Genomic DNA, 25553 nt, shown 5'->3' on the forward strand with positions numbered 1-25553 from the left:
GGGGGCGCCCCTTGCCGGTCCTCTCGCGTCGCGCATCGAGAAGCGGTCAACTCTGCTTGTCGGTCGTCTCCTGGTCCTCCGGACTCCCGGCCTGCGCCGGAGTCCTGGCCTCGGCGACCTCCGCCGCCACCGCGGCCGAGGTCTGCGCCGACTCCGCGAGCACCTCGGCCGCCACCAGTTCGGACGCCTCCTTGGCGGCCGTCAGCAGCACAGTGTCCTGCGGGGCCTGGTCCTCGAAGTTCTCCGGGTGGTGGCAGGCGACCTGCTGTCCGGGCTTGAGCTCGGTGAGCTTCGGCTCGACCGTCGTGCAGATCTGCGTCGCCTTCCAGCACCGGGTGTGGAAACGGCAGCCGCTCGGCGGGGAGATCGGCGACGGCACATCGCCCTTGAGCAGGATGCGCTCGCTCTTGGCGTTCCTGCGCCTCGGGTCCGGTATCGGGACCGCCGACATGAGCGCCTTGGTGTACGGGTGCATGGGCGCCCGGTACAGCGACTCACGGTCGGCCAGCTCGACGATCTTGCCGAGGTACATCACCGCGATCCGGTCCGAGACGTGCCGCACCACCGAGAGGTCGTGCGCGATGATCACGTACGTCAGACCGAGCTCCTCCTGGAGGTCGTCCAGCAGGTTCACCACCTGGGCCTGGATCGACACGTCCAGCGCGGAGACCGGTTCGTCCGCCACCACGAGCTTCGGCTTGAGCGCGAGCGCGCGGGCGATGCCGATGCGCTGACGCTGACCGCCGGAGAACTCGTGCGGATAGCGGTTGTAGTGCTCGGGATTGAGACCCACGACCGACAGCAGCCGCTGGACCTCCCTTTTGACGCCGCCCTCGGGCTCGACGCCCTGCAGCTTGAAAGGAGCCCCGATGATCGTGCCGATGGTGTGGCGCGGGTTCAGCGAGGAGTACGGGTCCTGGAAGATCATCTGGACGTCGCGACGCAGTGGACGCATCCCGCTCACGCCCAGGTGCGTGATGTCCCGGCCCTGGAACTCGACCTTGCCGGCGGTCGGTTCGAGCAACCGGGTGATCAGCCGGCCCATCGTCGACTTGCCGCAGCCCGACTCGCCCACCACGCCGAGGGTCTCGCCGGACCGCACCTCGAAGTCGAGGCCGTCCACCGCGTGCACCGCGCCGACCTGCCGCTGGAGCAGCCCCTTCTTGATCGGGAAGTGCTTCTGCAGGCCGGTGACCTTCAGCATCACCTCGCCGCCGACGGGGTTGCTCTCGCTCTGCGCGGGTTTCGTCACCGCTTTCTCGTCACTCACAGCTTCGGCGCAATCTCTTCGGTCCAGATCCGCTCCCGCTGCTCGTTGCCCAGGTGGCAGGCGGCCCAGTGCCGGCTGCCGACCTCGGCCAGCTCCGGGCGGACCGTGCGGGTCACGTTGTCCTTCGGGAGGTCCGCGTACGGGCAGCGCGGGTTGAAGGCGCAGCCGGACGGGATGTTGATCAGCGAGGGCGGGGAGCCCTTGACCGGGATCAGGCGCTCCTGCTGCTCGCGGTCGAGACGCGGCATCGAACCCAGCAGACCCCAGGTGTAGGGGTGGCGCGGCTCGTAGAACACCTTCTCGGCCGGCCCGCGCTCGACGCAGCGGCCGCCGTACATCACCAGGATGTCGTCGGCGAGTTCGGCGACGACGCCCAGGTCGTGGGTGATGACGATGATCGCCGAGCCGAACTCCTTCTGCAGATCCCGGAGCAGGTCGAGGATCTGCGCCTGGACGGTCACGTCGAGGGCGGTCGTCGGCTCGTCCGCGATGAGCAGTTCGGGGTTGTTGACCAGCGCCATCGCGATCATCGCGCGCTGGCGCATACCGCCGGAGAACTCGTGCGGATGGCTGTCCACCCGCTTGTCCGGCTGCGGGATGCCGACCCGGTCCAGCATCTCCACGGCCCTGCGCCTGGCGGTCTTCTTGTCCACGTCGTGGTGGATCCGGTACGCCTCCACGATCTGCTGCCCGATCGTGTAATACGGGTGCAGCGCGGACAGCGGGTCCTGGAAGATCATCGACATCTCGCGACCGCGCAGCTTGCGCACGTCGTCGGGCTCGGCGGACAGCAGCTCGGTGCCGTCCAGCCATATCTCGCCGGAGATCTGCGCCTTGCGCTTCCCGTACTGGCCGGCGGTGTGCAGGCCCATGATGCCGAGCGAGGTCACCGACTTGCCGGAGCCCGACTCGCCCACGATGCCGAGGGTCTTGCCCTTCTCGAGCTGGAAGCTGAGCCCGTCGACGGACTTGACCAGGCCGTCGTCGGTCGGGAAGTGCACCTTCAGGTCGCGTACTTCCAAAAAGGCGGTCGGCGCGGGCGAAGCGCTCGTGGGCTCGCCCACCGCCGCTCCGCTCTTGCTGAGTTCGGTCATGACAGCCTCACTCGGGGGTCGATCACGGCGTACAGGACGTCCACCACGAGGTTGGCGATGAGCACCGCCAGAGAGGTGATCAGGGTCACGCCGAGGATGATGGGCAGGTCCTGGTTCCGGATGGCGTCGAGCACGGCACGGCCGAGACCGGGCAGGTTGAACGTCGATTCCGTCAGGATGGCGCCGCCGATGAGGGCGCCGAGGTCCATGCCCAGCATGGTCAGGATGGGCGTCATCGTGGAGCGCATCGCGTGCTTGCCGATGACGACCTGTTCCTTGAGGCCCTTCGCCCGTGCGGTGCGGATATAGTCCTCGCCGAGGATCTCCATCATGGTGGCGCGGGTGATCCGCGCGTACATCGCCGCGTACAGGAACGCGAGGGTGATCCACGGAAGGATCATGCCGCCCAGCCAGCCGCTGAAGCTCTCGTCGAGGGGCACGTACTGCGCGTCGATCCACTTCAGCCCGAAGGCGAAGATCGCCAGGCTGAGCAGACCGGTGAAGTAGATGGGGAGGGAGACGCCCGCCAGGGCGATGACCATCGCACCGCGGTCCCAGATGGTGCCCCGCTTGAGCGCGGAGAGGACACCGGCTGCGACACCGAAGACCAGCCACAGCACGGCGGCGCCGAGCGCGAGACCCAGGGTCACCGGGAAGCGGTCGGTGAGCACCGGCCAGACGGCCTGTTCGCTGCGGAACGAGTAGCCGAAGCACGGCGCGGCGCAGTGGGTGACGTCGCCGCCGCCCGAGTAGGTGCGACCGACGAAGATGCCCTTGAAGAACTCCCAGACCTGGGAGTAGATCGGGTCGCCCAGGCCCAGCTTCTGCCGTACGGCTTCGACGGCAGCCGGGTCGGCCTGCTTGCCCACGAAGCTCGAGGCGATGTCGACGCCCGCCCACTTGGGGACGAGGAAGAAGATGCCGAAGACCACCATGATGATGACCACGAGCATCACTGCGGCGGCGAACAGCCGCCTGATGAGGTAAGCGAGCACAGCTCTCGGCCCGCTGCGGATCGCGGGTCACCGGAGATCGTCCGGTGACCCGCGATCACGCTGCGCCGGCCTTCACCTGCCTTTCGTGCCGTATGGCGGGTGTGCCGATTACTTCGGGTTCTTCAGACCGAGGTTCACGAAGTCGTACATACCGCTGTAGTTGTTGGTGGTGTAGACGTTCGCGAGGTTGCTCGAGCGCCAGTTGATGAACTTCTCGAAGACGAAGGGCAGGTAGTAACCGCCCTCCATGACCTTGTGGTTGATCTCCGTGGCGGTCTTGGTCTTGCCGGCGTCGTCCAGCGTGGTGACGTACTGGTCGAACAGGCCGTCGATCGTCTTGTCCTTGATCAACGCGTAGTTCGAGTTACCGCTCGGCAGGATGTACTTGCTGTCCCACAGCGGCAGACCGAAGCCCTGGACGGTCGGGAAGTCCGGACCCCAGCCCATGATGATGATGCCGTAGCCCTTCTTCTTGACGTTGTCGGGGCTGCCGATGATGCCGGTGGTCTGCGAACCGTCGTACTGGTCGATCTGGGCGTTGACGCCGATCTTCTTCAGCGACGCCTGCAGGGACTGGGCGGTGGCCACCTCGACCGGCTTGTTGTTACGGACGGCGATGGTGGTGGAGAAGCCGTTCGGCTTGCCGCAGGCGGCGAGTTCCTTCTTGGCCTCGGCCGCGTTGCCGTTCTTGTTGGCCGTGGCGAGCTTGTACGGGTCGTACTTCTGGCCCTCGGCGCCCGGGACGGACGGCGGCAGCATGTTGGTGCCGATGTCACCACCGGCGACAGGTCCACCGCGGGCGGTCTGCAGCGACTCGTGGTCGGCACCGTAGATCACGGCCTTGCGGCAGTGCTCGTTGTCGAACGGCTTCACGCTCTGCGGGAAGACCGCGTAGCGGATGTAACCGGAGACCGGGTTGTCCAGGTTGGCCTTGTGCTGCTTCAGAGCGGTGGTACGGCCCTGCGGCGACATACCGGTCTGGTTGATGTCCAGGTCCAGGTCACCGTTGAGCAGGCGCTGGTCCAGCTGGTTGGCGTCCGAGAAGAACTGGACGGTGATCTTGTCCGGGTACGCCTTGCGGATCGGGTCCGAGGCCTGCTTCCACTCGGGGTTGCGGACCAGGGTCAGGTTCTTGCCCGGGCTGTACGCCTGGAACTTGTACGGGCCGGAGGAGAACGGGTGCAGACCGTACTTGGACTTGGTGTCCATGTCCTGGCGGACCGGGGAGGCCGAGACCAGGCCCAGCACCTCTTCGAAGTCCGAGTTGGCCTTCGGCAGGTGGAAGACGATGGTCTTGTCGTCCGGCGTGTCGATCGCCTTCAGACCCAGCTTGTCCTTGGAGGTGTCCTTGTACGGGCCCTTGTACTCGCCCTTGGGGTCGAGGATGTCCTTGAGATAGACCGGACCGCCGGACAGCACGTCCTGCGCCCAGACGCGCTCTATGCCGTACTTCACGTCCTTGGACGTGATCGGCTTGCCGTCCTCCCAGGTGCTCCCGTCACGCAACTGGTACGTGTAGGTCTTGCCGTCGTCCGAGACCTTGGCGAGGCCGGTGGCGAGGTCCGGCGTCAGCTCGGCGCCCGCCTTGCCCGGCTCCGCCTTGCCCGTGACCAGCTGACGGCTGTAGTAGCGCGCGAAGTTCCACATGAAGCCGTAGTAACCGCGCGTGGTGTCCCACGAGTCGGCGTCCTGGGCGCCACCGAACTTCAGGGTGCCGCCCTTCTTGGCCAGCGAGGCCTGGGCGACCTTGTTGTTGGCGGCGTCGAAGCCGGCCGCACCGCTCTTCGACCCACCGTCGTCGTCATTGCCGCCGCCGCACGCAGCTGTGGTCAGCAGCGCGGCGACCGCAGCAGCAGCGGCCAAGGCCTGCTTGCGCCGCCCTGAGGTGCGTTGGGTAGTCACGATCTCGGATCCTCCGGTTTAGATGAGAGAGCCCGTGTTGATGCCACGGGACGCTTTGATACGGCAGTTCAGCGGGAGCCCTTCGGGTCCAGCGCGTCCCGCACACCGTCGCCGAAGAGGTTGAAGGCAAGAACGGTGATGAAGATCGCCACACCCGGGACCACCATGTACATGGGGTCCGACTCGTAGTAGTCGATCGCGCTCGAAAGCATCTGGCCCCAGGAGGACGTGGGCGGCTTGACGCCCACGCCCAGGAAGCTGAGTGCCGCCTCGGTGAGGATGTTGGTGGGGATCATCATCGTCGTGTAGACGACGATCGGCGCAACCAGGTTGGGCAGCAGTTCCTTGAACAGGATGTAGAACCGCCCGGCGCCCAGAGAGCGGGCGGCCTCGACGTACTCGCGCTCACGCATCGAGAGCGTCTGACCGCGCACCACGCGTCCGATGTAGGGCCAGCCGAAGAAGCCGATGACGAGGATCATCACGAACACGCGCACGTTGGACCCGCTCAGGCCCAGCATGTTGTTCGGCATGACGGAGACCAGGGCGATCGTGAACAGCAGTTGGGGAAAGGCGAGCAGACCGTCCATCACACGGCTGACGAGCGAGTCGATCCAGCCGCCGAAGAAGCCCGCCAGGATGCCCAGCACCGTGCCGAGGACCACTGCGACCATGGCCGACAGGAAGCCGACGAGGAGCGAGACCCGGGCACCGTAGAGGATGCGGGCGAAGATGTCGCGGCCGTTGACCGGCTCGACACCCAGCAGGTGGTCGCCGCTGATACCGCCCAACGCCCCCTTGGGGGTGCCGAACAGCGGGTCGATGAGGTTCTCGTGATAGGCGTCGGGGTCCTGCCCGATCAGATTGGTGATCACCGGCGCGAGCACGGCGAGCAGGATGAGCACGAGCACGACCGCGCCCCCCGCGAGGGCAAGCTTGTCCCGCTTCAGGCGCTCCCAGGCGATCCGCCCCAGGGAACGCCCCTGTACGGCCTTCTCGCCCGCGGCGAGCGCCGCTTCTTCGGCCGCACTCGGAGCCGCTTCCGCGGTCGGCTCGTGCAATGGTGCCGTCATCTGGCAGGGACCCCTCTCAACCGGCGGTGACCGGCCCACACTTGCCGCTGTAGCGGCGTGATCACGTCGTACGCAGGGGTAGACCACCCCTTGGTGCCGGAGTCTTCAATGCTTCGGCGATCTGTAGCCAGACTTGGCGGCGAAAGGATGCATAAACGTGATGCGGGCTGGAGTATTCCGTTATCCGAACAGCTGGCCACAAGAGCCGGACGGTCACCAATCGGTGCAGATCATCCCCAGCGGTGACCATCCGTTCTGCTCTACGCGCGGAGAAGTCTACGGTGTGAAGAATCAGTGCTGTGCCAGTACCGTGCGGGGCACTCTCTGACAGGTACGGTCAGTACCGGCCCGACTCCGGCGGGTAGCCGTACCCGGCGCCCGGTGCCTGACCGGGGGATCCGTGGGCCTCACGGTCGTAGAACGGCCGGGCCCCGGCGCGCATCCACAGCGCCACCGGGTCGTACTCGTCGGACATCGCCACGGTAGACACCGGCAGCCCGTCCGGGACGGCGCCGATGGACTGCTGCATCATCGCGCGCACCGAGTCCACGGCCGAGGGGCTGGTGTCGTACACGTCCAGACCGATCGCGAGATACGGCGCCCCGAGCGCCGGCTGCACCCAGGCGCGGCGCAGCGAGCGGACCGCCGGGGTGCGGTGGGCGTTCTGCACGAGCAGGGCGTAGAACTGGGGGATCTCGATGCCGGGTTCCGAGAGCCTCAGCGGCCCCGCGGGCTGGCGCTCCAGGCCGGTCGCGATGCGGCGCAGGTCGAGCCAGGGGATGCCGACCCCGCCGCCGGGGGCGTGCGGGTTGAGCCAGAGGCCGTAGTGGTCGGGGTAGAGCGTGCGGGCCACGTCGATGCCGTCGACCACTTCGTACGAACGGTTCCAGCCGCTGGCGCTCAGCTCCTGGGCCGAGGTCACACAGGGGGCGTAGCCGTAGCCGTCGACCTCCATGTTCGCGTACTGGGCGTCCGGGGAGCCGGACTGGCCGTGCCACAGGAGCATCCAGATCTGGCCGGAGCCGGGGGACGCGAGTGCCTTGAGCAATGCCTCGTAGGCGTCGTAGCGCCCGGGCGTCACCTGGCGCAGCATGTGCTCGACCTGGCCGGTCGTGGTGCCGGTTCCGCTGGCGCCGCTCACGTTGTGCCGCCCCTTCTTCAAAGGTTGCCCCAGGTATGGGAACAGCTTAAGCGCCTACCGGGCCGGGGCTCGTCGACCGTCGGCGGTGCGGGGCGCGTGGGACGCCCCTGACGGCAGGTCTAGTTGCCGTGCAGGTAGAAGGGCCGTACGCGTTCGCGCATCCAGTGGCCCACCGGGTCGTCCGCCACGTCGAGCAGGACCAGGTTGACCGGCCAGCGCACCGGGGTCCGCCCCAGGGCCCGGCCGAGGGCGTCCATCGGCAGGGTGCGCAGGTCGCCCTCCCACTGGGAGAGTTCCACGCCAACGAACATGACCGGCTCGGCGGTCTCGATGGCGGCCAGGCAGCGACGGGCCGTCAGGACCACGCCCGTGGCCGCGAACTCGGCGGACGCGGCTGCCAGGAAGTCGACCGGGTCGTCCTGCCAGTCCGGCTCGTACAGCTTGACCCGGCCGCCGGTGTTGGGCCCGTCCAGCGGGGTGCGGCCCACCCGGCACAGCTCGGCGACGGCGGCGGGCGGAAGGGGGACGCCGACCACGCCGTCGGGGTTCACCGCGACGCCCACCTGCGGGGGCAGACCGCGGGCGAACTCGACCGCCGGGGCGATGGTGTACGACAGATGGCTGCCGACGACCTGGCGGAACTGCTCCTCGGAGCTGAAGACCGGGACGAACGCCTGGCCCTGGATCTCCAGGGTGGGCAGGTCGAGGGGGCCGCTGTGCGGGCCGCCGCCGTTCGGCAGGGGGATCCAGACGAAGCTGCGGCCGAGCACCTCGATGATCCGGGCGCTCGCCGAGGGCATGCCGAGGGAGGCCGAGAGCACCTCCTCCAGTTCGTTGCCGGGCCATCCGCCGTGCGGATGGTGGTGCGGGTGCGCCTGCCCTGGAAAGTCCGCGGGAAGATCCGCCGGGAAGTCCATCTGTGTGACCGCCTGCTGTGAACCGCTGTTGATGTGGCTGAAAGGCTAGCGGGTACGGCACGAAGGTGGCCCGGCCCGGGAAACCCGCCCGTCTCAGCCCGTGAACCCGATCCGTCGCAGCACGTCCGCCGCGTCCCGGTCGATCAGCACCGCCGAACCGCAGCCCTGGGGCAGGTCGCCGCGCGCCACGGAGCGGATCAGCCGGGCGGCCGCCCCCCGGTGCCGCAGGAAGGCGTACCGCGAGACCCCCCGGCCGCGCTCGCGCTGGCCCTCGAGCGCGGTGTCCGCCGTGACGTCGAGCAGCAGCAGGTGCAGGGTGCCGCCCCGGCGCCGCGCCTCGCGGGCCAGCCAGCCCCGCACCCACGCCTGCGTCCCGCAGTCGTGCACCACAACCCCCTCGCCGGAGCGCAGGGCGCGGCGCAGTGCGGCGTAGTGCGCGAGCCGGACCAGGGGGCGGTAGACGGCGTACGGGAGTAAGCGGGCCAGCCGGCCGTCCCAGCGGTCGCGGGTGTCCTGGGAGTCGATCCGGATCCCGCTGACCGCACGCCTCATCAGCGTGGACTTGCCGCTGCCGGGCAGGCCGGTGATGACGACGACATCCCCAGGGCCGAAGAGCAGGGCGTGCGGGCTGTGGCCCGCGCGGTCGCGCAGGTCACGGACGACCGGGCGGGCGCCGAGGGTCTCGACCGCCGGGGCCGCGGGCTGCTCGGGCAGCGCGAGTCCCGAGGTCGACGCGTACGCCGTGGGCCTGTTCACCGTCATCGTCCTCCTCCGGGGTCGGGGTCTCCCTCCCCACCGAGCGTAAAGAGAAGGTAATGGATGATCTCCCGGGTTTCTGTACGCGTACCGCCACAAGCCGGTTACAGAAGGGAGGGGTCGGGGCGGCCCTGCCGTGGGCGTCCGATGCGTGCAATGATGTCCGCGCCAACTGCATACCGGCCGCTTGAATCCGCGCGGGAGAGTCCCGGGGTACGTGTACCCGGGCGCCGAAGGAGCAAGTCCCTCCCTTGAATCTCTCAGGCCCCGTTACCGCGCGGGCGAGGCACATCTGAAAAGCGGGCCGCCGACTCGAAGGCGGCCCCACCCACGGTGCAAGCCGCCGGCCACTTGTGGTCGGGGCGAACCTCTCAGGTTCCGATGACAGATGGGGAGGAATACCTCGCCCGTCACACCCATGTCCTGGGATCCTTGGAGACGACCGTCCGATGAGCAGTTCTGAACTCCGTCTCACCGCGCTCGACGCCCTGCACCGCTCGCTCGGTGCGACGATGACCGACTTCGCCGGCTGGGACATGCCCCTGCGGTACGGCTCCGAGCGCGACGAGCACACCGCGGTACGCACGAAAGCCGGGCTCTTCGACCTCTCCCACATGGGCGAGATCACCGTGACCGGGCCGCAGGCGGCCGGGCTGCTGAACTTCGCCCTGGTCGGCAACATCGCCTCGGTCGGTGTCGGCCGGGCCCGCTACACGATGATCTGCCAGGCCGACGGCGGCATCCTCGACGACCTGATCGTCTACCGGCTCGGCGAGACCGAGTACCTGGTGGTCGCCAACGCCTCCAACGCCCAGGTCGTGCTGGACGCGCTGACCGAGCGCGCGGCCGGCTTCGACGCGGAGGTGCGCGACGACCGGGACGCGTACGCGCTGATCGCCGTACAGGGGCCCGAGTCGCCGGGGATCCTCGCGTCCCTGACCGACGCGGACCTCGACGGCCTCAAGTACTACGCCGGTCTGCCGGGCACGGTCGCCGGGGTCCCGGCGCTGATCGCGCGCACCGGGTACACCGGCGAGGACGGCTTCGAGCTGTTCGTGGCGCCGTCGGATGCCGAGACGGTGTGGCAGGCCCTGACGAAGGCCGGCGAAGGCGTCGGTCTGACTCCCTGCGGGCTGTCCTGCCGGGACACCCTGCGCCTGGAAGCGGGCATGCCGCTGTACGGGCACGAGCTCTCGCGGGAGCTGACACCCTTCGACGCCGGGCTCGGGCGGGTCGTGAAGTTCGAGAAGGACGGGGACTTCGTGGGGCGCGAGGCGCTCGAGGCAGCCGCCTCCCGCGCCGCCGAGAACCCGCCGCGCGTCCTCGTCGGACTCGTCGCCGAGGGGCGCCGCGTCCCGCGTGCCGGGTACGCGGTCGTCGCGGGCGGCGAGGTGATCGGCGAGGTCACCTCCGGGGCCCCCTCGCCGACGCTGGGCAGGCCGATCGCGATGGCGTACGTCGACGCCGCGCACGCGACGCCCGGCACGACGGGTGTCGGTGTGGACATCCGGGGCAGCCACGAGCCGTACGAGGTCGTGGCGCTGCCGTTCTACAAGCGCCAGAAGTAGGCGCCGGCCCTAAGCGCCAGAAACAGCCGCCGTAGGTGATGCTGGGCACACAGTCGCTGCTCACGCACGCCTTCAGCAGTCCCCCCTTCACCAGCACTCCCCCGCGTACAGGAGAATTCAGGCCATGAGCAACCCCCAGCAGCTGCGCTACAGCAAGGAGCACGAGTGGCTGTCGGGCGCCGAGGACGGCGTCTCGACGGTCGGCATCACGGAGCACGCGGCCAACGCGCTCGGCGATGTCGTCTTCGTCCAGCTCCCGGAGGTCGGTGACACGGTGACCGCGGGCGAGACCTGCGGCGAGCTGGAGTCGACCAAGTCGGTCAGCGACCTGTACTCCCCCGTCTCCGGTGAGGTCACCGAGGTCAACGAGGACGTCGTCAGCGACCCGGCACTGGTGAACTCCGCCCCCTTCGAGGGCGGCTGGCTGTTCAAGGTACGCGTCTCGGAGGAGCCGGCCGACCTGCTCTCCGCCGACGAGTACACCGCCTTTTCCGCCGGCTGAGGAGTCCGCACCCGATGTCCGCACTGAACACGCCCCTGCACGAGCTCGACCCGGAGATCGCCGCCGCGGTCGACGCCGAGCTGGACCGTCAGCAGTCCACCCTCGAGATGATCGCCTCGGAGAACTTCGCTCCGCTCGCGGTCATGGAGGCGCAGGGCTCGGTCCTCACCAACAAGTACGCCGAGGGCTACCCGGGCCGCCGCTACTACGGCGGCTGCGAGCACGTCGACGTGGCCGAGCAGATCGCGATCGACCGGGTCAAGGAGCTGTTCGGCGCCGAGTACGCCAACGTCCAGCCCCACTCCGGTGCCTCCGCGAACCAGGCCGCCCTGTTCGCGCTGGCCCAGCCCGGTGACACGATCCTGGGTCTGGACCTGGCGCACGGCGGTCACCTGACCCACGGCATGCGGCTGAACTTCTCCGGCAAGCAGTTCAACGTCGTCGCCTACCACGTGGACGAGTCGGGCCTCGTCGACATGGCCGAGCTGGAGAAGCTGGCCAAGGAGCACCGGCCCAAGGTGATCATCGCGGGCTGGTCGGCGTACCCGCGGCAGCTGGACTTCGCGGAGTTCCGCCGGATCGCCGACGAGGTCGAGGCGTACCTGTGGGTCGACATGGCCCACTTCGCCGGCCTGGTCGCGGCCGGGCTGCACCCGAACCCCGTCGAGTACGCGGACGTGGTCACCTCCACCACCCACAAGACGCTCGGCGGACCGCGCGGCGGGATCATCCTCGCGAAGAAGGAGTTCGCGAAGAAGCTGAACTCCTCCGTCTTCCCGGGCTTCCAGGGCGGCCCCCTGGAGCATGTGATCGCGGCGAAGGCGGTGTCCTTCAAGGTCGCCGCCTCGGAGGAGTTCAAGGAGCGCCAGCGGCGTACGGTGGACGGTGCGCGCATCCTCGCCGAGCGTCTGACGGCCGACGACGCCCGGGAGGCCGGGATCGACGTGCTCTCCGGCGGCACCGACGTCCACCTCATCCTCGTCGACCTGCGCGAGTCCGAGCTGGACGGCCGGCAGGCCGAGGACCGTCTCCACGAGGTCGGCATCACGGTCAACCGCAACGCCGTCCCGAACGACCCGCGCCCGCCGATGGTGACGTCGGGGCTGCGGATCGGCACGCCCGCCCTGGCCACCCGCGGCTTCACGGCCGAGGACTTCGCCGAGGTCGCGGACGTCATCGCGTCGGCGCTGAAGCCGTCGTACGACGTGGAGTCGCTCAAGGCCCGGGTGAAGGCCCTTGCCGACAAGCACCCGCTGTACGCCGGTCTGAACAAGTAGTTCCACGGTGGGGGCACCCGACGACGTGTGCCCCCACCCTTTGTGAAGGAGTGCCCGTGGCCATCTCGGTCTTCGACCTGTTCTCGATCGGCATCGGCCCGTCCAGCTCCCACACGGTCGGCCCGATGCGCGCGGCCCGCATGTTCGCCCGCCGCCTGCGCAACGAGGAGCTGCTGCCCTCCGTCGCCTCGGTGCGCTGCGAGCTCTACGGCTCCCTGGGCGCGACCGGCCACGGTCACGGCACCCCGAAGGCGGTGCTGCTCGGCCTGGAGGGGGCCTCCCCGCGCACGGTGGACGTGGAGGGCGCGGACGACCGGGTGGCGGAGATCAAGGCCGCCGGTGTCCTGAACCTGCTCGGCGAGCGCGAGATCCCGTTCTCCTTCGACGACGACCTGGTGCTGCACCGCCGCAAGGCCCTCCCGTACCACGCGAACGGCATGACGGTGTGGGCGTACGACGCCTCGGGCGCCGAGCTCATGTCGAAGACGTACTACTCGGTGGGCGGCGGTTTCGTCGTCGACGAGGACGCCATGGGCGCGGACCGGATCAAGCTGGACGACACGGTCCTGAAGTACCCCTTCCGCACCGGCGACGAGCTGCTGCGGCTGGCGAAGGAGACCGGTCTGTCGATCTCCGCCCTGATGCTGGAGAACGAGCGGGCCTGGCGCACCGAGGACGAGATCCGGGCCGGGCTGCTGGAGATCTGGGAGGTCATGCGGGCGTGTGTGTCCCGGGGCATGTCCCGTGAGGGCATCCTGCCGGGCGGCCTCAAGGTGCGCCGCAGGGCCGCCGTCACCGCACGCCAACTGCGCGCCGAGGGCGACCCGTTGGCGCACTCCATGGAGTGGATCACGCTGTACGCGATGGCGGTGAACGAGGAGAACGCGGCGGGCGGCCGGGTGGTGACCGCCCCGACCAACGGCGCGGCCGGCATCATCCCCGCGGTGCTCCACTACTACATGAACTTCGTGCCCGGCGCCGACGACGAGGGTGTCGTCCGCTTCATGCTCGCCGCCGGCGCGATCGGCATGCTCTTCAAGGAGAACGCGTCCATCTCCGGCGCCGAGGTCGGCTGCCAGGGCGAGGTCGGCTCGGCCTGCTCGATGGCCGCGGGTGCCCTCGCCGAGGTCCTCGGCGGCTCCCCCGAACAGGTCGAGAACGCCGCCGAGATCGGCATGGAGCACAACCTGGGCCTGACCTGCGACCCGGTCGGCGGCCTGGTCCAGATCCCCTGCATCGAGCGCAACGGCATGGCCGCGGTGAAGGCGGTCACGGCGGCGAAGATGGCGCTGCGGGGCGACGGCTCGCACAAGGTGTCCCTGGACAAGGTCATCAAGACGATGAAGGAGACCGGGGCCGACATGAGCGTGAAGTACAAGGAGACGGCCCGGGGCGGGCTCGCGGTGAACATCATCGAGTGCTGAGGGGACGGGCCCTGGCCAGCGCGTTCGCCTCTTTCGGCGCTGTCGGGGCCTTCCCTGTCTACGCGGCGGGAAGTCCCCGGAACGTCCCTGGGACAGACGTGAAAGTCCCCGAAAAGTCCCCAGGAAATCCCACGGGATGGGCGTCCGACCTGGAGGTTCGTGACATCCGCGATCTCTCTTCCCATCCGCCCTGACCGCCGACTGTCGTCAGGATGTATCAAATCGATCCCTTGAGGCTGGCAGAGGGGTACCATTCGATACATGAGTGCTGCGGAGAACTCGCGCCTGCAGCAGCGGCTGGCCGACCTGCCCCCCACGTTCACGACTGCGCAGGCACGTCAGGCCCTGCTCTCCCCCCGTGATCTGGCGTCCTTGGTGGCGGAGGCGGAGATAGGCGAATTGTCCCGTGGGGTGTACCGGCGGGCAGACGCCCCGGAGACCGCACATTCAGACCTCCTGGCCGTGTGCGCGCGGGCTCCTCACGCTGCCGTGTGTGGTGAGTCCGCCCTGGCCCTGCACGAGCTGATCGACGACATCCCCGCGGCAGTGCACATCGCCGTGCCGCGCGGTACACGCCGCCCCACGATTTCCTACCCGCCGACCGTGGTGGCGCAGTATGCCTCGAAGACCTTCGCCCTCGGAGTCGAGCGGTTCGAAGCAGCCCCGGGAGAGACCATCCCCGTATACAACGCAGCCCGGAGCGTCGTCGACGCGATGCGCCACCGCAACCGTGTCGGCGAGACCCTCGCCCTGTCGGCGCTCGGCCGCTACCTGCGCCGAGACGGACGCAGCGGGGTCGGCGAACTCCAGCACATCGCGCGTGAGTTGGATGCCCTCTCCGTCATCCGTCCCGCCGTAGAGGCAGTGCTCGCCTGATGGCCAACCCCGCGCGAGACACCACAGCCGGCCGCGTCTACAACGACCTGCGCAACCTGGCTCGCCGCAACAGCCGGTCCACAGACGAGATCATGGTCGAGTACGTCCTCGAACGATTCCTCTACCGCTTGGCCGTTTCGCCTCTTGGCCGCGAACACTTCGTCCTCAAGGGCGGCCTGCTGCTGGCCCAGTTCGGCGCACGTCGAATGACCCGCGACATCGACATCCTCGGCCGCTCGTTCCCAGGCACGGAAACCGAGATCGTCCGCAGGATCGCGGTCATCGCCGCCACCGAGATCGACGACGGAGTCGCGTTCGATCCCGCGACGCTCAAGACCGTCCCCATCCGCGAGGAGGACGAGTACCACGGCGTACGTCTGTCCATGGCCGCCTCCATCGCCCGGGCCCGGCTCAAGCTCCAGTTGGATGTCAGCTTCGGCGACCCTGTCACCCCCGGCCCTCGAATCATCGACTACCCACAGCAGCTCACGACGGAAAGCTTCCAGATCCTCGGCTAACCCCTCGCCACCGTCATCGCCGAAAAACTCTCCACCGCCGTCTCCCTCGGCGACCTCAACACCCGCGACCGCGACTACGGAGACCCCTACCGCCTGCTCACCCTCAACGACCTCGACGGCCAGGAACTCACGACGGCGCTGACCGCGACCGCCGTACACCGCGGCATCACCCTGAAACCCCTCAGCACCGCCATCAGCGACCTCGGCGAACGTCGCCAGAACTCCTACACCGCCTGGCGCCGCCGACAGGGCGCCGCCGCAACCGGCTACCCCGAAAGCTTCACCGAGGTCGTCCGACAGGTCACCACCTTCGCCGACACACTCCTCAATGGCGGCGCCATCACCCTCACGTGGAATGCAGCGACCCTGACCTGGTCATGAACCAGACCTGGCCGACCGACCAAGTCTTCGGGACGCAAACCCGAGACCTACGCACTACGAGACCGTGAGCGTTCGTGTTGCCGAGTGACGTGTCGTGCAGCGTGCGGCCCCGCTGCGCTCGATCCTCGCGTCGCTGGTGATCAGTGCCGGTAGCCCTGGGCGAGCAGGGTTTCGCGGAACGTGGGGAGCGTTTCTGCGGGGACGGCCGGCTGCAGCTCGTCGAGGCCCCGCACGGAACCCCGCTGCGCGACCGTCCACCGGCGTGATGCTCGGCTCCGACTGTCAGTGGCCACGCTCGATCCACGCGTCGAGATGTGGCGCCTCAGCGCCGATCGTGGTGTCCTCCCCGTGTCCGGTGTGCACCGTGGTCTCGGGCGGCAGCGCCAGCAGACGGTCGCGGATCGAGCGGGTGATCGTCGGGAAGTGTGAGTACGACCGTCCCGTGGCGCCGGGGCCACCCTGGAAGAGGGTGTCTCCGGTGAACACCGTGGCCAGTTCCTCGGCGTACAGGCAGATGGCGCCTGGAGTGTGCCCGGGGGTGTGCAGGACCGTCAGTTCTGTCCCGGCGACGGTGAGACGGCGGCCGTCGGAGAGGTAGCCGTCGGGGTGCCGGTCGGGATGCGTGTGCTTCCACAGCAGATGGTCGTCCAGGTGGAGGAAGACCGGCGCGCCGGTGCGGTCGGCGAGGGCGGGGGCGGCGTCGATGTGGTCGTTGTGGGCGTGGGTGCACACGATCGCCGTCAGCCGTCGGTCCCCGACGGCCTGGGTGATGACGTCGGCGTCGTGCGCGGCGTCGATCACGATCACCTCGTGGTCGTCGCCGATCAGCCACACGTTGTTGTCGACGTTCCAGGTGCCGCCGTCCAGGCTGAACCGGCCGGAGGTGACCAGGCGTTCGATCCGGGCGGTCGTCACAGCACCACCACCGAGCGCAGCACGTCGCCGTGGTGCATCCGCTCGAACGCCTTCTCCACCGCATCGAGTTCGATCGTCTCGGTGACGAACGCGGCCAGGTCCAGGCGTCCCTGCAGGTGCAGGTCGATCAGCATGGGGAAGTCCCGGCTCGGAAGACAGTCGCCGTACCAGGAGGACTTCAGGGCGCCGCCACGGCCGAAGACGTCCAACAGCGGAAGCTCCAGCTTCGCCCCCGGGACGGGCACACCGACGAGGACGACGGTTCCGGCGAGGTCGCGGGCGTAGAAGGCCTGCTGGTACGTCTCGGGGCGGCCGACCGCCTCAATCACGACGTCGGCGCCGAAGCCGCCGGTCAGCTCGCGGATCGCCTCGACCGTGTCAGTCCTGCGGGAGTTGACCGTGTGGGTGGCTCCCATGCTGCGGGCCTTGTCCAGCTTGCGGTCGTCGATGTCCACGGCGATGATCTTCGCCGCCCCCGCCAGGTTCGACCCGGCGATCGCCGCGTCGCCGACGCCACCGCAGCCGATCACCGCGACCGTGTCGCCCCGGCCGACGTTGCCGGTGTTGATCGCGGCGCCGATGCCGGCCATCACACCGCACCCCAGCAGGCCGGCCACCTGCGGGGCCACCGCCGCGTCGACCTTGGTGCACTGTCCGGCCGCAACCAGCGTCTTCTCGGCGAAGGCGCCGATTCCGAGGGCCGGCGACAGTTCCTGGCCGGTCGAGGCCAGGGTCATCCTCTGCTTCGCGTTGTGGGTGTTGAAGCAGTACCAGGGCCGCCCGCGCAGACAGGCCCGGCACGTTCCGCACACCGCACGCCAGTTGAGGATCACGAAGTCACCGGGGACGACATCGGTGACACCGTCGCCCACCGACTCCACCACGCCGGCCGCCTCGTGCCCGAGCAGAAAGGGGAAGTCGTCGCTGATGCCGCCCTGTTTGTAGTGCAGGTCGGTGTGACAGACCCCGCAGGCCTGGATCCGTACGACGGCCTCGCCCGGTCCCGGATCGGGCACGACGATCGTGTCCACCCGCACCGGCTCGTCCTTGCCCGGTGCGATCACGCCGCGTACTTCCTGCGCCATGGGTCAACCGCCTTTCTGGGTGTTCGAGTAGTCGTGGAAGCCGCGCCTCGACTTCCGGCCGAGCAGTCCGGCCTCCACCATGCGCGACAGCAGTGGGGGCGCGGCGTGCAACGGCTCCTTGAAGTCGGCGTACATGGCGTCGGCGATGGCCGCGAGGGTGTCCAGGCCGATCAGGTCGGCCAGGCTCAGCGGGCCCAAGGGGTGGGCGCAGCCGAGAACCATGCCCTTGTCGATGTCCTCCGCGGAGGCGAACCCGGATTCCACCATCCGGATCGCGGAGAGCAGGTACGGCACCAGCAGGGCGTTCACCACGAAGCCCGCCCGGTCCTGGGAGCGGATCACCTGCTTGGCGAGGGTGCCGGTCACGAACTCCTCTGCCCGATCCTGGGTCTGAGGAGCTGTCAGAAGGGAGGGCACGATCTCCACGAGGCCGAGGACCGGGACCGGATTGAAGAAGTGCACACCGATCACCTGGTGCGGCCGTGTGGTGGCCATGCCCAGCTTCATGATGGGCAGCGAGGAGGTGTTCGAGGCGAGCAGCGCGTCCTCTCGTACGACGATGCGGTCGAGGGCGGCGAACAGGTCGAGCTTCACCGCCTCGTTCTCCGTCGCCGCCTCCACCACCAGGTCGCGGTCGGACAGGTCCAAAAGGTCCGAGGTGACCCGCAGTCGGGCGAGCGCGGTGTCGCGTACCTCGCCGGTGAGCTTGCCGCGCCGTACACCCCGGTCGAGTGAGGAGGTGATCCGGGACCGACCGGCCTTCGCCGCCTCCTCGTTCACCTCGTGCACCACGACGTCCAGCCCGGCTCGGGCGCAGACCTCGGCGATGCCCGCGCCCATCAGACCGCAGCCGACGACGCCGACCCGGCGCACGTCCGCGCCTGGCCCGCCGCTCACCGGAAGGCCGCCTGCCCCGTCAGCGCCTGGCCGATCATCAGCGTGTGCATCTCGGCGGTGCCCTCGTAAGTGAGGATCGACTCCAGGTTGTTGGCATGCCGGATCACCGGGTACTCCAGCGAGATGCCGTTCGCGCCCATGATGGTGCGGGCCGTACGGCAGATCTCCAGCGCCGCGCGGGTGTTGTTGAGCTTGCCGAAGCTGACCTGTTCGGGGCGCAGCCCGCGGTCGTCCCCGCGACACCGCCCACGCCACGGATCTGCTGGCCCGCGGCCGGGGCAGCCTCGCCGCTCGCCCTACAGCCAGGCCGGTCATGAACCGGCCGGCGTCAACTGGACGCCGGTGGCGGAGGCATGCGCTTCCTGGACACCCTGCTCGTCTCCGCCGACCCGGACGCTGCCGCGCCCCACGAGGTCGAACCCTTCGGCCCGGCCGCGACCGTCCTCGCCTAGCGTGAGGACGTACGTCGGGCGGTGCGGGCCATCGCCGCCAGGCCTTGCTATTCGACAGCGACCCGTCCAAGTTCCTGCGCCCCGACAAGAAGCGTGCCGCACAAGCACCGGCGCCCTTGTCCAAGGGCATGGCCGACACCACCGCCCCCGAACTCGATCTCTGGTACGAGCAGGCCGTGGACGGCGTGCCAGTACAGAACGGCCGGGTAGGAGTCCACCTCGACCCCACCGGCAAGGAGGTCTGGGCAGTCACCAACTCCTACCGCCCCGGCCTGGAGAACGCGCCCACAAAGCCGTCACTCACCGCTGACGAAGCGGTCACCGAGGCCCGCCGGGCACTGCCCCAGGGCCGCCCCGCCGAGAAGCCCCAGCTGCTCCTGCGCCCCGGCGCGACCGAGGCCGACAACGGTTCGCAACTGGTTTGGCGGGTCTGGCTGCTGGACGACAAGCACGGCGTGTCCAACGAGTACTACGTGGACGCCCGCACCGGCCGCGGCATCCTCGACGTGGAGAACCGGCACCGGTACGAGCAGAACCGCAGGGTCTACGACTACGTCCACTCCGAGGACGACACTCTGCCCGCACAGCCCAGCCGGGTGGAAGGCGGCCAGCTCTCCGGCACCCTGGACGTCAACCAGGCGTACGACTACACGGGCGCCACGTACAAGTACTTCATGAACCACTACGGCCAGGACAGTTACGACAACTAGGGTGCGACCTTGGTCAGCGGCGTGCGGTACGGCAAGGACTACGAGAACGCCTACTGGGATGGCCAGAAGATGGTGTTCGGTACGGGTTTCACCGTCCTGGACGTGACCGCGCACGAACTGACCCACGCCGTCACCGAGCACGCCGGCGGCCTGGTCTACAAGGACCAGTCCGGCGCGCTCAACGAGAGCTACTCGGACATCTTCGGCGAGATGACCGAACTCGACTACCGCAACAGCATCGACTGGCTGATGGGCAGCGACCTGCCGGGCGGTGCGATCCGCAGCATGAAGGATCCGTCGAAGTACGACCAGCCGGCCCACATGCGCGACTACGAGACGCCCTGTTACGACGGCGGCGGGGTACACATCAACAGCGGTATCCCCAACCACGCGTTCTACCTGGCGTACAACTCGGCGCATCTGGCCGACGGCAAGGCCGAGAAGGTCTTCTACACCGCACTGACCGACATGCTCTTCCCCGACTCCACCTTCGCCGACGCCCGTAACGCCACCATCGCCACGGCATGGCGACTGTACGGCAAAGCGTCGTGGGAGGCGGCCACCATCGGCGGCTCCTGGACCTCGGTGGGCGTCGAGACCGACACGCCGGGTGCGGACAGCTCGTCCAACTGCACCTGTGCGTCCGGCAGTCAGCTGCCCACGGTCGACTACCCGGCCGGCGGACCGGACGAGGCCGACATCCGCGCCACCCTGTACCAGGCGCGCGACCTGCTTCCAGAGATCTCACCCGCAGCGGCCTACTACGTCCAGCTCTACAACAAGGACAGCCCGCTGCTGAACCCGATTCTGGAGGAGAACCAGGCGCTCTCCCAGGAGTTCGGCGAGGTGATCATGCGGCTCCAGCCGCTCATCGAGTTCGCCAACGGGGACGGCCAAGGTGCGGCGCCGCTCGTGACGCCGGCGGACATCGACGCCGTCGATCACTTCTTCGATGGTGTCTCCCGCGCCGACCTCGCCCGCGAGGGCGGTGGAGCACTCGCCCAGTCCATCGATGTCCGCTGGCAGGCTCCGGAGTACGAGTCCGTCGCCGGGCTGCCCGCCGACCAGGCGCTGGATCTGCTGAACGAGCAGGTCGAGCAGATTCCGGGCTGGTAACAGCCCCGCTACGAGCAGCCACTACGACCTGCCGCCGGGCCCATGACGGGCTCGGCGGCGGCTCGTGCTGCCCCCCTTGCCTCCGGCAGGCCACCCGCATCGCACCAGCCATACGCACCGCGCGTACCGATAGGAGATTGCCCATGTCGGATTCCGCTCCTGCCCGCCGTGGCGGACCGGCCTCGCCGCACTCTGTTCGCATCTTCCCGCTCCTCGTCCTCGTCCTGGCGCTGTTCGCGGGCCTGATCTCCACGTCCGCGGCGGCCGCGGATTCCGCCGTCCCGGCCGACAAGATCGACCACGAGTTGCTTACGAAGCTGCATAAGGGCCCCGCCGAGTTCTACGTACTCCTCACCGAGCACGCCGACCTCTCCCACCTCGGCACCCTCAAGGACCACGCCAAGCGCACCGCCAAGGGACGCGCCGAGCTCGTCCGCACCGCCGAGCACAGCCAGCACGATCTGAAGGCGCTGCTGACCGAGGCCGGCACCGCCCACGACAGCTTCTGGATCGTCAATGCCGTACGGGTGGCGCGCGGCGATGCCAAGCTCGCCCAACGCATCGCCGCGCTGGACTCCGTACGCGCCATCCGCCAGATCCCCGACATCCGCCTGCTCGACGCGAACGACGCGAAGAACGCTCCTGCCGCGAAGGTCGCGGAGGACGAGTCCGCCTGGGGCGTCACCGACATCGGCGCCCCCAAGGCGTGGGCGGACAGCGGCGCCCGTGGTCAGGGCGTGGTCGTCGCGTCCATCGACACCGGCGTCAACTTCGAGCACGAGGCACTGGCAGGCAACTACCGCGGGGCCCGCGGCGACGGCACGTACGACCACGACTACAACTGGTACGACCCCGCGGCCGTCTGCGCCCGCCCCTCGCTGCAGCCATGCGACAACAACGGTCACGGCACACACACCACCGGCACCGCGGCGGGCGGCGGTCCGCACCAGGTCGGAGTGGCTCCCGGCGCCACCTGGATCGCGGCCAAGGGCTGCGAGAACAACACCTGTTCCACCAAGTCGCTGCTCGCCTCCGGCCAGTGGGTGATCGCACCCACCAACCTCGCGGGGGAGAAGCCGCGGCCCGAGATGGCACCGAACGTCGTGAACAACTCGTGGGGCGCCAGCAGCTACGACCCGTTCTACGAGGAGATAGTCCAGCGCTGGACGGAAGTGGGCATCTTCCCCGTCTTCGCCGCGGGCAACTCCGGCCCGTCCTGCGAATCCATGGGCTCACCCGCTGACTACCCGACCTCCTACGCGGTCGCCGCTTACGACGCCGATCACGCCATCGCGAGCTTCTCCAGCCGCGGTTCGGCCGACACCGTGGCCCGCCCCGACATCGCGGCGCCCGGGGTGGCGATCCTTTCCTCGGCCTCCGGCGGCGGCTACATCAGCCTCAGGGGCACCTCGATGGCCGCACCTCATCTGGCCGGTGCGGTCGCCGTGCTGTGGTCGTACTCCCCGCAGCTCTTCGGCGACGTCAAAGCCACCCGTGACGTGCTCGATGCTTCCGCCGCCTGAACGACACCACCTGCGGCGGTGACGTCGAGGACAACGGCGTCTGGGGCCAGGGCCGGCTCGACGTCCCGGCCGCTCTGGCCGCCGCGCCCAAGGACCCCACGGGCACGATGAACCTGACCGTCACCCGCGGCGACGACGGCGCGGCCGTCACCGGCGCGCGGGTCACCGTCACAGGCGACTCCGGGCGTACCCGCGTCACCACCACCGGCAGCGACGGCCACACCAGGCTTGTACTGCCCGTTGGCAGCTACCGGGTCTCCTCCAGCGCCTTCGCCCTCTTGGAGGGCGACCGGGAGTTCACCCTTACCCAGGGCGCCGTCACAGACGTCGCGCTGCAGCTGACGCCGAGCCCCACGCACGCCGTCATCGGCCGGGTGCTGGACAGCAGTGGCACCCCGGTCGTCGGCAGCGGCGTACGGCTGCACGACACGCCGCTGGCCACCGCGACCAGTGACGGCCAGGGCCGCTTCCGGATCACCGGGGTGCCCGCCGGTACGTACAGCATCAGCGGCAGTGCGGCCGGCTGCACCCTGGGCTCCACCAACGAAGTCACCGTGGCGGGCGCCGACAAGAGCGTCGACCTGGTGCCTCCGTCGCGCCTCGACGCCTTCGGACAGTCCTGCTATGGCACCACGCCCAATCCGGTGACCACCACCCGGGTGCTGCAGGTCACCGGAGACGACACCTTCGGCGAGACGGCGCTGCCCTTCCGCTTTCCCTTCTACCAAGGAGCGTACGAGAGCGCCTTCGTCGGCACCAACGGCTTCCTCAGCTTTACAGCGGGCAGCACCATGCCGATCAACGCGGCGCTGCCGCACGGCGGTCAGCCGAACGCCGCGGTGCTGCCGTTCTGGGACGACCTGGTGATCGACGCCTCCGCCGAGATCCGCACCGGCACCGACGGCGCCGCACCCGACCGGCGCTTCGCCGTCGAATGGCGCAACGCGCTGATCTACGACACCCAGGAGCGCATCACCGTACAAGCAGTGCTGTACGAGAGCGGCTCGGTGACGTTCGAGTACATCGAGCTCGGCGACACCGACGCCGCCCGCGGTGCCTCGGCCACCGCGGGCATGGAGAACGCGAACGGCACCGTCGCCGTCCCGCTCAACTACAACAAGCCGTGGCTGCGTTCGGGCACCGCGTTCCGCGCTGACGTGCCCGCGGTCCTACGGGGCCGGGTCACCGATTTGGACAGCGGCCAGCCGATGGCGGGCATCACCGTGTACGCCGAGCGGGAGGACGGGCCGCAGCCGCGCACCACCACCGGCTCGGACGGCCACTACACCCTGCGTCTGCCCTACGGCAGCCACCGCATGGTCGCCACCGCCGCCGACTACGCCCCGGTCACCGGCGACGCCTCGCTTACCGTGCAGCAGCCGCAGGGCACGCTCGACCTGGTTCTCGACCGCAACGCGGTGGCGGGCAAGGTCACCGACTACCTGGGCCGCGCGGTCGCCGACGCCGAGATCACTACCAGCGGGGTGGCGGAGCGCATGTTGCGCACCGGCACCGACGGTACGTACCGCATCGCGGCCCTGCCGCCCGGCGAACTCACCGTCACCGTGCAGGCGGACGGCTGCCACGAGACCGGCATCCGTACCGAGGCCGTGGACGGCGAGGAGCAGCTCGACTTCCAGCTCGGGCAGCGCAAGGACGGCGGCGGCTACACCTGCACCACGTCCACCGGCACCGCATTGCCGGTGACCACCAAGCTGGCGCTCACCGGCGACGAGGAGGCCGCAGAGGTACAACTGCCGTTCTCCTTCCCGTTCTACGGCACCACCCAGAACCAGGCCACGATCTCCACCAACGGGGTACTGACCTTCGACTACTGGGCGGCAGGCTGGGCGAACAGGCCCCTGCCCGACAAAGGCGCGCCGGACGGCGGCATCTACGCCTTCTGAGACGATCTGGAGCTCGACCAGGACGGCTCGGTGTGGACCGGGACCGTGGGAGAGGGCGCCGCGCAGAAGTTCGTCGTCGAGTGGCGCAACTCGGGCTTCTTCGCCGGGTCCGAACGCATCACCGTGCAGGCAGTGCTCCACAAGGACGGCACCATCGTCTACCACTACCGCGATCTGGAAGGGGAGGAGGCCGCCCTCGGCGACTACGCCTCCATCGGTATCGAAGCACCGGACGACACCATCGGCTTCGGCTGGTCGTACGGCCGACGGGTGTTGGAGAACAACCTTGCGATCATTTTCCGGCACTGATGCTCGTCAGTACGCTGTTGCCAGACTCAGGGAAGGCAAACATGACCACGCGAACGAGGCTGCTGCTCGCCCTCCTTGCCGGTGCACTCCTGCTGACCGGCTGCAGCGAACTGTCCGCACCCCGAGCCGCCGCCGACGGAGTAAGCCTCACAGTCAGCGGCGGCTTCGCCGGAGTCCGGCACGGCATCGAGGTCGGCCCCGGCGATGAGGTTTTCCTCACCGACCGCAAGGGCGGCCGCGAGCAGACAGATGCCCTGACACCGGCCGAGAGGAAGAAACTCGACTCCCTGCTCGACGCGGTGGACTTCGGCGAGCTGCCGTCCCGCAGCGTCGCCGAGAACGCCCGGGACCGCTTCGAATACCGCCTGCAGCACGACGGCGACACCCTGGTCACCGACGGCAGTACGGACCTGGGCCCGGCCAGCGACCTCATCGCCCATCTCGAGAGCTGCATGCAGGCGCGGCGCTAAGTAGGGTCGGGGACTGGCGCAATGGCTGATGCTCCGTTTCCAGTCCCCGCCGCTTCAAACTGTGTACTACAACCACAGATCTCCCCTGCGTGATCGGAGCTGACCGTTTCGCGCTCCGCCGCCCGCCCGGCTCCATGGCGCAGGGGCCCGGTCAGGCTCGGCTGCCGCCTTGGTGACCGAGCCTGACCGGTTCTGACCGACGGATCAAGATCTGCGGCTGTAGTACGAGGTCAGGGAGGCATGGCGAACAGCATTCTTCCATAACCACGACACACGTAGGGTTGATGTAGCTCTTCTATGTGCGGTACAGGGAAGACTCGGCAGCAGCCTTCCCCGCCGGCCAGGCTCGGGCCCGGCGACGCTGCCGCTCGTCGCGGAGCCGTTGGTATCGGCGCCAGGCGCGTTCGTCACAGGCACGAACGTCTTTGAAGCGCCAGAAGGCGCTCCGCCCGCCGATGGCGCTTCGCAACAGGTC

General features: G+C 68.9%; 22 protein-coding genes, 2 pseudogenes and 1 riboswitch. Of the genes and pseudogenes, 12 read left to right on the plus strand and 12 right to left on the minus strand.

Annotation, left to right across the window (positions count from 1 at the left end; genetic code table 11):
• Positions 1-46: 46 nt before the first annotated feature.
• From ACFVYN_RS33950 to ACFVYN_RS33985, 8 genes are all read right to left on the minus strand, one after another.
• Positions 47-1204 carry an ABC transporter ATP-binding protein gene (locus ACFVYN_RS33950; RefSeq protein ID WP_390005747.1) on the minus strand — a complete coding sequence of 386 codons (1158 nt, stop codon included), beginning with the start codon at positions 1202-1204 and terminating at the stop codon, positions 47-49.
• Positions 1205-1266: 62 nt separating this feature from the next.
• Positions 1267-2364, minus strand: coding sequence for an ABC transporter ATP-binding protein (locus ACFVYN_RS33955; RefSeq protein WP_390005698.1), 1098 nt, complete (start codon positions 2362-2364; stop codon positions 1267-1269).
• Positions 2361-3359, minus strand: coding sequence for an ABC transporter permease (locus tag ACFVYN_RS33960; protein WP_390005700.1), 999 nt, complete (start codon positions 3357-3359; stop codon positions 2361-2363). The genes ACFVYN_RS33955 and ACFVYN_RS33960 overlap by 4 nt, the downstream gene beginning before the upstream one ends.
• A gap of 108 nt (positions 3360-3467) precedes the next feature.
• Positions 3468-5261, minus strand: coding sequence for an ABC transporter substrate-binding protein (locus ACFVYN_RS33965; RefSeq protein WP_390005702.1), 1794 nt, complete (start codon positions 5259-5261; stop codon positions 3468-3470).
• Positions 5262-5329: 68 nt separating this feature from the next.
• Positions 5330-6334, minus strand: coding sequence for an ABC transporter permease (locus tag ACFVYN_RS33970; RefSeq protein ID WP_390005703.1), 1005 nt, complete (start codon positions 6332-6334; stop codon positions 5330-5332).
• Between the two features lie 337 nt (positions 6335-6671).
• Complete coding sequence (locus tag ACFVYN_RS33975) at positions 6672-7427, minus strand: enhanced serine sensitivity protein SseB C-terminal domain-containing protein (protein WP_390005749.1); 756 nt, start codon at positions 7425-7427, stop codon at positions 6672-6674.
• Positions 7428-7594: 167 nt separating this feature from the next.
• A complete protein-coding gene (locus tag ACFVYN_RS33980) occupies positions 7595-8392 on the minus strand; it encodes an enhanced serine sensitivity protein SseB (protein WP_390005704.1) in 798 nt (265 codons plus the stop codon).
• 93 nt (positions 8393-8485) lie between these two features.
• Positions 8486-9154, minus strand: coding sequence for an AAA family ATPase (locus tag ACFVYN_RS33985; RefSeq protein ID WP_390005705.1), 669 nt, complete (start codon positions 9152-9154; stop codon positions 8486-8488).
• Positions 9155-9336: 182 nt separating this feature from the next.
• Positions 9337-9434: riboswitch (glycine riboswitch) on the plus strand.
• A gap of 163 nt (positions 9435-9597) precedes the next feature.
• Between ACFVYN_RS33985 and gcvT the strand changes: the two genes are divergently transcribed.
• From gcvT to ACFVYN_RS34015, 6 genes and pseudogenes are all read left to right on the plus strand, one after another.
• On the plus strand, positions 9598-10716 hold the full coding sequence (gene gcvT / locus ACFVYN_RS33990) for a glycine cleavage system aminomethyltransferase GcvT (RefSeq protein WP_390005707.1): 1119 nt from the start codon (positions 9598-9600) through the stop codon (positions 10714-10716).
• Positions 10717-10840: 124 nt separating this feature from the next.
• Positions 10841-11218: a glycine cleavage system protein GcvH gene (gene gcvH, locus ACFVYN_RS33995; RefSeq protein WP_031058756.1), complete on the plus strand. Its 378-nt coding sequence runs from the start codon at positions 10841-10843 to the stop codon at positions 11216-11218.
• Positions 11219-11232: 14 nt separating this feature from the next.
• The gene (glyA, locus tag ACFVYN_RS34000; protein ID WP_390005708.1) at positions 11233-12495 is read left to right on the plus strand and encodes a serine hydroxymethyltransferase; all 1263 of its coding nucleotides are present in this window, start codon (positions 11233-11235) and stop codon (positions 12493-12495) included.
• 56 nt (positions 12496-12551) lie between these two features.
• The gene (locus ACFVYN_RS34005; RefSeq protein ID WP_390005710.1) at positions 12552-13919 is read left to right on the plus strand and encodes an L-serine ammonia-lyase; all 1368 of its coding nucleotides are present in this window, start codon (positions 12552-12554) and stop codon (positions 13917-13919) included.
• A gap of 261 nt (positions 13920-14180) precedes the next feature.
• The gene (locus ACFVYN_RS34010) at positions 14181-14795 is read left to right on the plus strand and encodes a hypothetical protein (protein ID WP_390005711.1); all 615 of its coding nucleotides are present in this window, start codon (positions 14181-14183) and stop codon (positions 14793-14795) included.
• Between the two features lie 92 nt (positions 14796-14887).
• Positions 14888-15694: pseudogene (locus ACFVYN_RS34015) on the plus strand (nucleotidyl transferase AbiEii/AbiGii toxin family protein).
• Between the two features lie 282 nt (positions 15695-15976).
• On the opposite strand, the gene ACFVYN_RS34020 reads toward ACFVYN_RS34015, so the two are convergent.
• The 4 genes and pseudogenes from ACFVYN_RS34020 to ACFVYN_RS34035 all read right to left on the minus strand — a co-directional run.
• Entirely contained in the window at positions 15977-16609 is a 633-nt protein-coding gene (locus ACFVYN_RS34020) for an MBL fold metallo-hydrolase (RefSeq protein ID WP_390005713.1), read from the minus strand.
• Positions 16606-17694: an S-(hydroxymethyl)mycothiol dehydrogenase gene (locus ACFVYN_RS34025; protein WP_390005714.1), complete on the minus strand. Its 1089-nt coding sequence runs from the start codon at positions 17692-17694 to the stop codon at positions 16606-16608. The genes ACFVYN_RS34020 and ACFVYN_RS34025 overlap by 4 nt, the downstream gene beginning before the upstream one ends.
• Before the next feature lie 3 nt (positions 17695-17697).
• Positions 17698-18591 (minus strand): 3-hydroxybutyryl-CoA dehydrogenase, encoded by an 894-nt coding sequence (locus tag ACFVYN_RS34030; protein WP_390005715.1) that lies wholly within the window; start codon positions 18589-18591, stop codon positions 17698-17700.
• Positions 18588-18830, minus strand: a pseudogene (locus ACFVYN_RS34035) (acyl-CoA dehydrogenase family protein); the annotation flags it as partial. The gene ACFVYN_RS34030 and the pseudogene ACFVYN_RS34035, both read right to left, overlap by 4 nt.
• Positions 18831-19087: 257 nt before the next feature.
• Between ACFVYN_RS34035 and ACFVYN_RS34040 the strand changes: the two are divergent.
• From ACFVYN_RS34040 to ACFVYN_RS34065, 6 genes are all read left to right on the plus strand, one after another.
• Complete coding sequence (locus ACFVYN_RS34040) at positions 19088-19753, plus strand: hypothetical protein (protein ID WP_390005717.1); 666 nt, start codon at positions 19088-19090, stop codon at positions 19751-19753.
• Positions 19754-19762: 9 nt separating this feature from the next.
• Complete coding sequence (locus ACFVYN_RS34045) at positions 19763-20869, plus strand: M4 family metallopeptidase (protein WP_390005718.1); 1107 nt, start codon at positions 19763-19765, stop codon at positions 20867-20869.
• Positions 20870-21012: 143 nt separating this feature from the next.
• Complete coding sequence (locus tag ACFVYN_RS34050) at positions 21013-22392, plus strand: S8 family serine peptidase (RefSeq protein ID WP_390005719.1); 1380 nt, start codon at positions 21013-21015, stop codon at positions 22390-22392.
• A gap of 107 nt (positions 22393-22499) precedes the next feature.
• Positions 22500-24299, plus strand: coding sequence for a carboxypeptidase regulatory-like domain-containing protein (locus ACFVYN_RS34055; protein WP_390005721.1), 1800 nt, complete (start codon positions 22500-22502; stop codon positions 24297-24299).
• Between the two features lie 30 nt (positions 24300-24329).
• On the plus strand, positions 24330-24608 hold the full coding sequence (locus ACFVYN_RS34060; RefSeq protein ID WP_390005723.1) for a hypothetical protein: 279 nt from the start codon (positions 24330-24332) through the stop codon (positions 24606-24608).
• 41 nt (positions 24609-24649) lie between these two features.
• Positions 24650-25078: a hypothetical protein gene (locus ACFVYN_RS34065; protein WP_390005724.1), complete on the plus strand. Its 429-nt coding sequence runs from the start codon at positions 24650-24652 to the stop codon at positions 25076-25078.
• Positions 25079-25553: the final 475 nt, after the last annotated feature.

Origin of the sequence: Streptomyces sp. NPDC058307 (genome assembly GCF_042880295.1) — a bacterium.
Classification (GTDB): domain Bacteria; phylum Actinomycetota; class Actinomycetes; order Streptomycetales; family Streptomycetaceae; genus Streptomyces.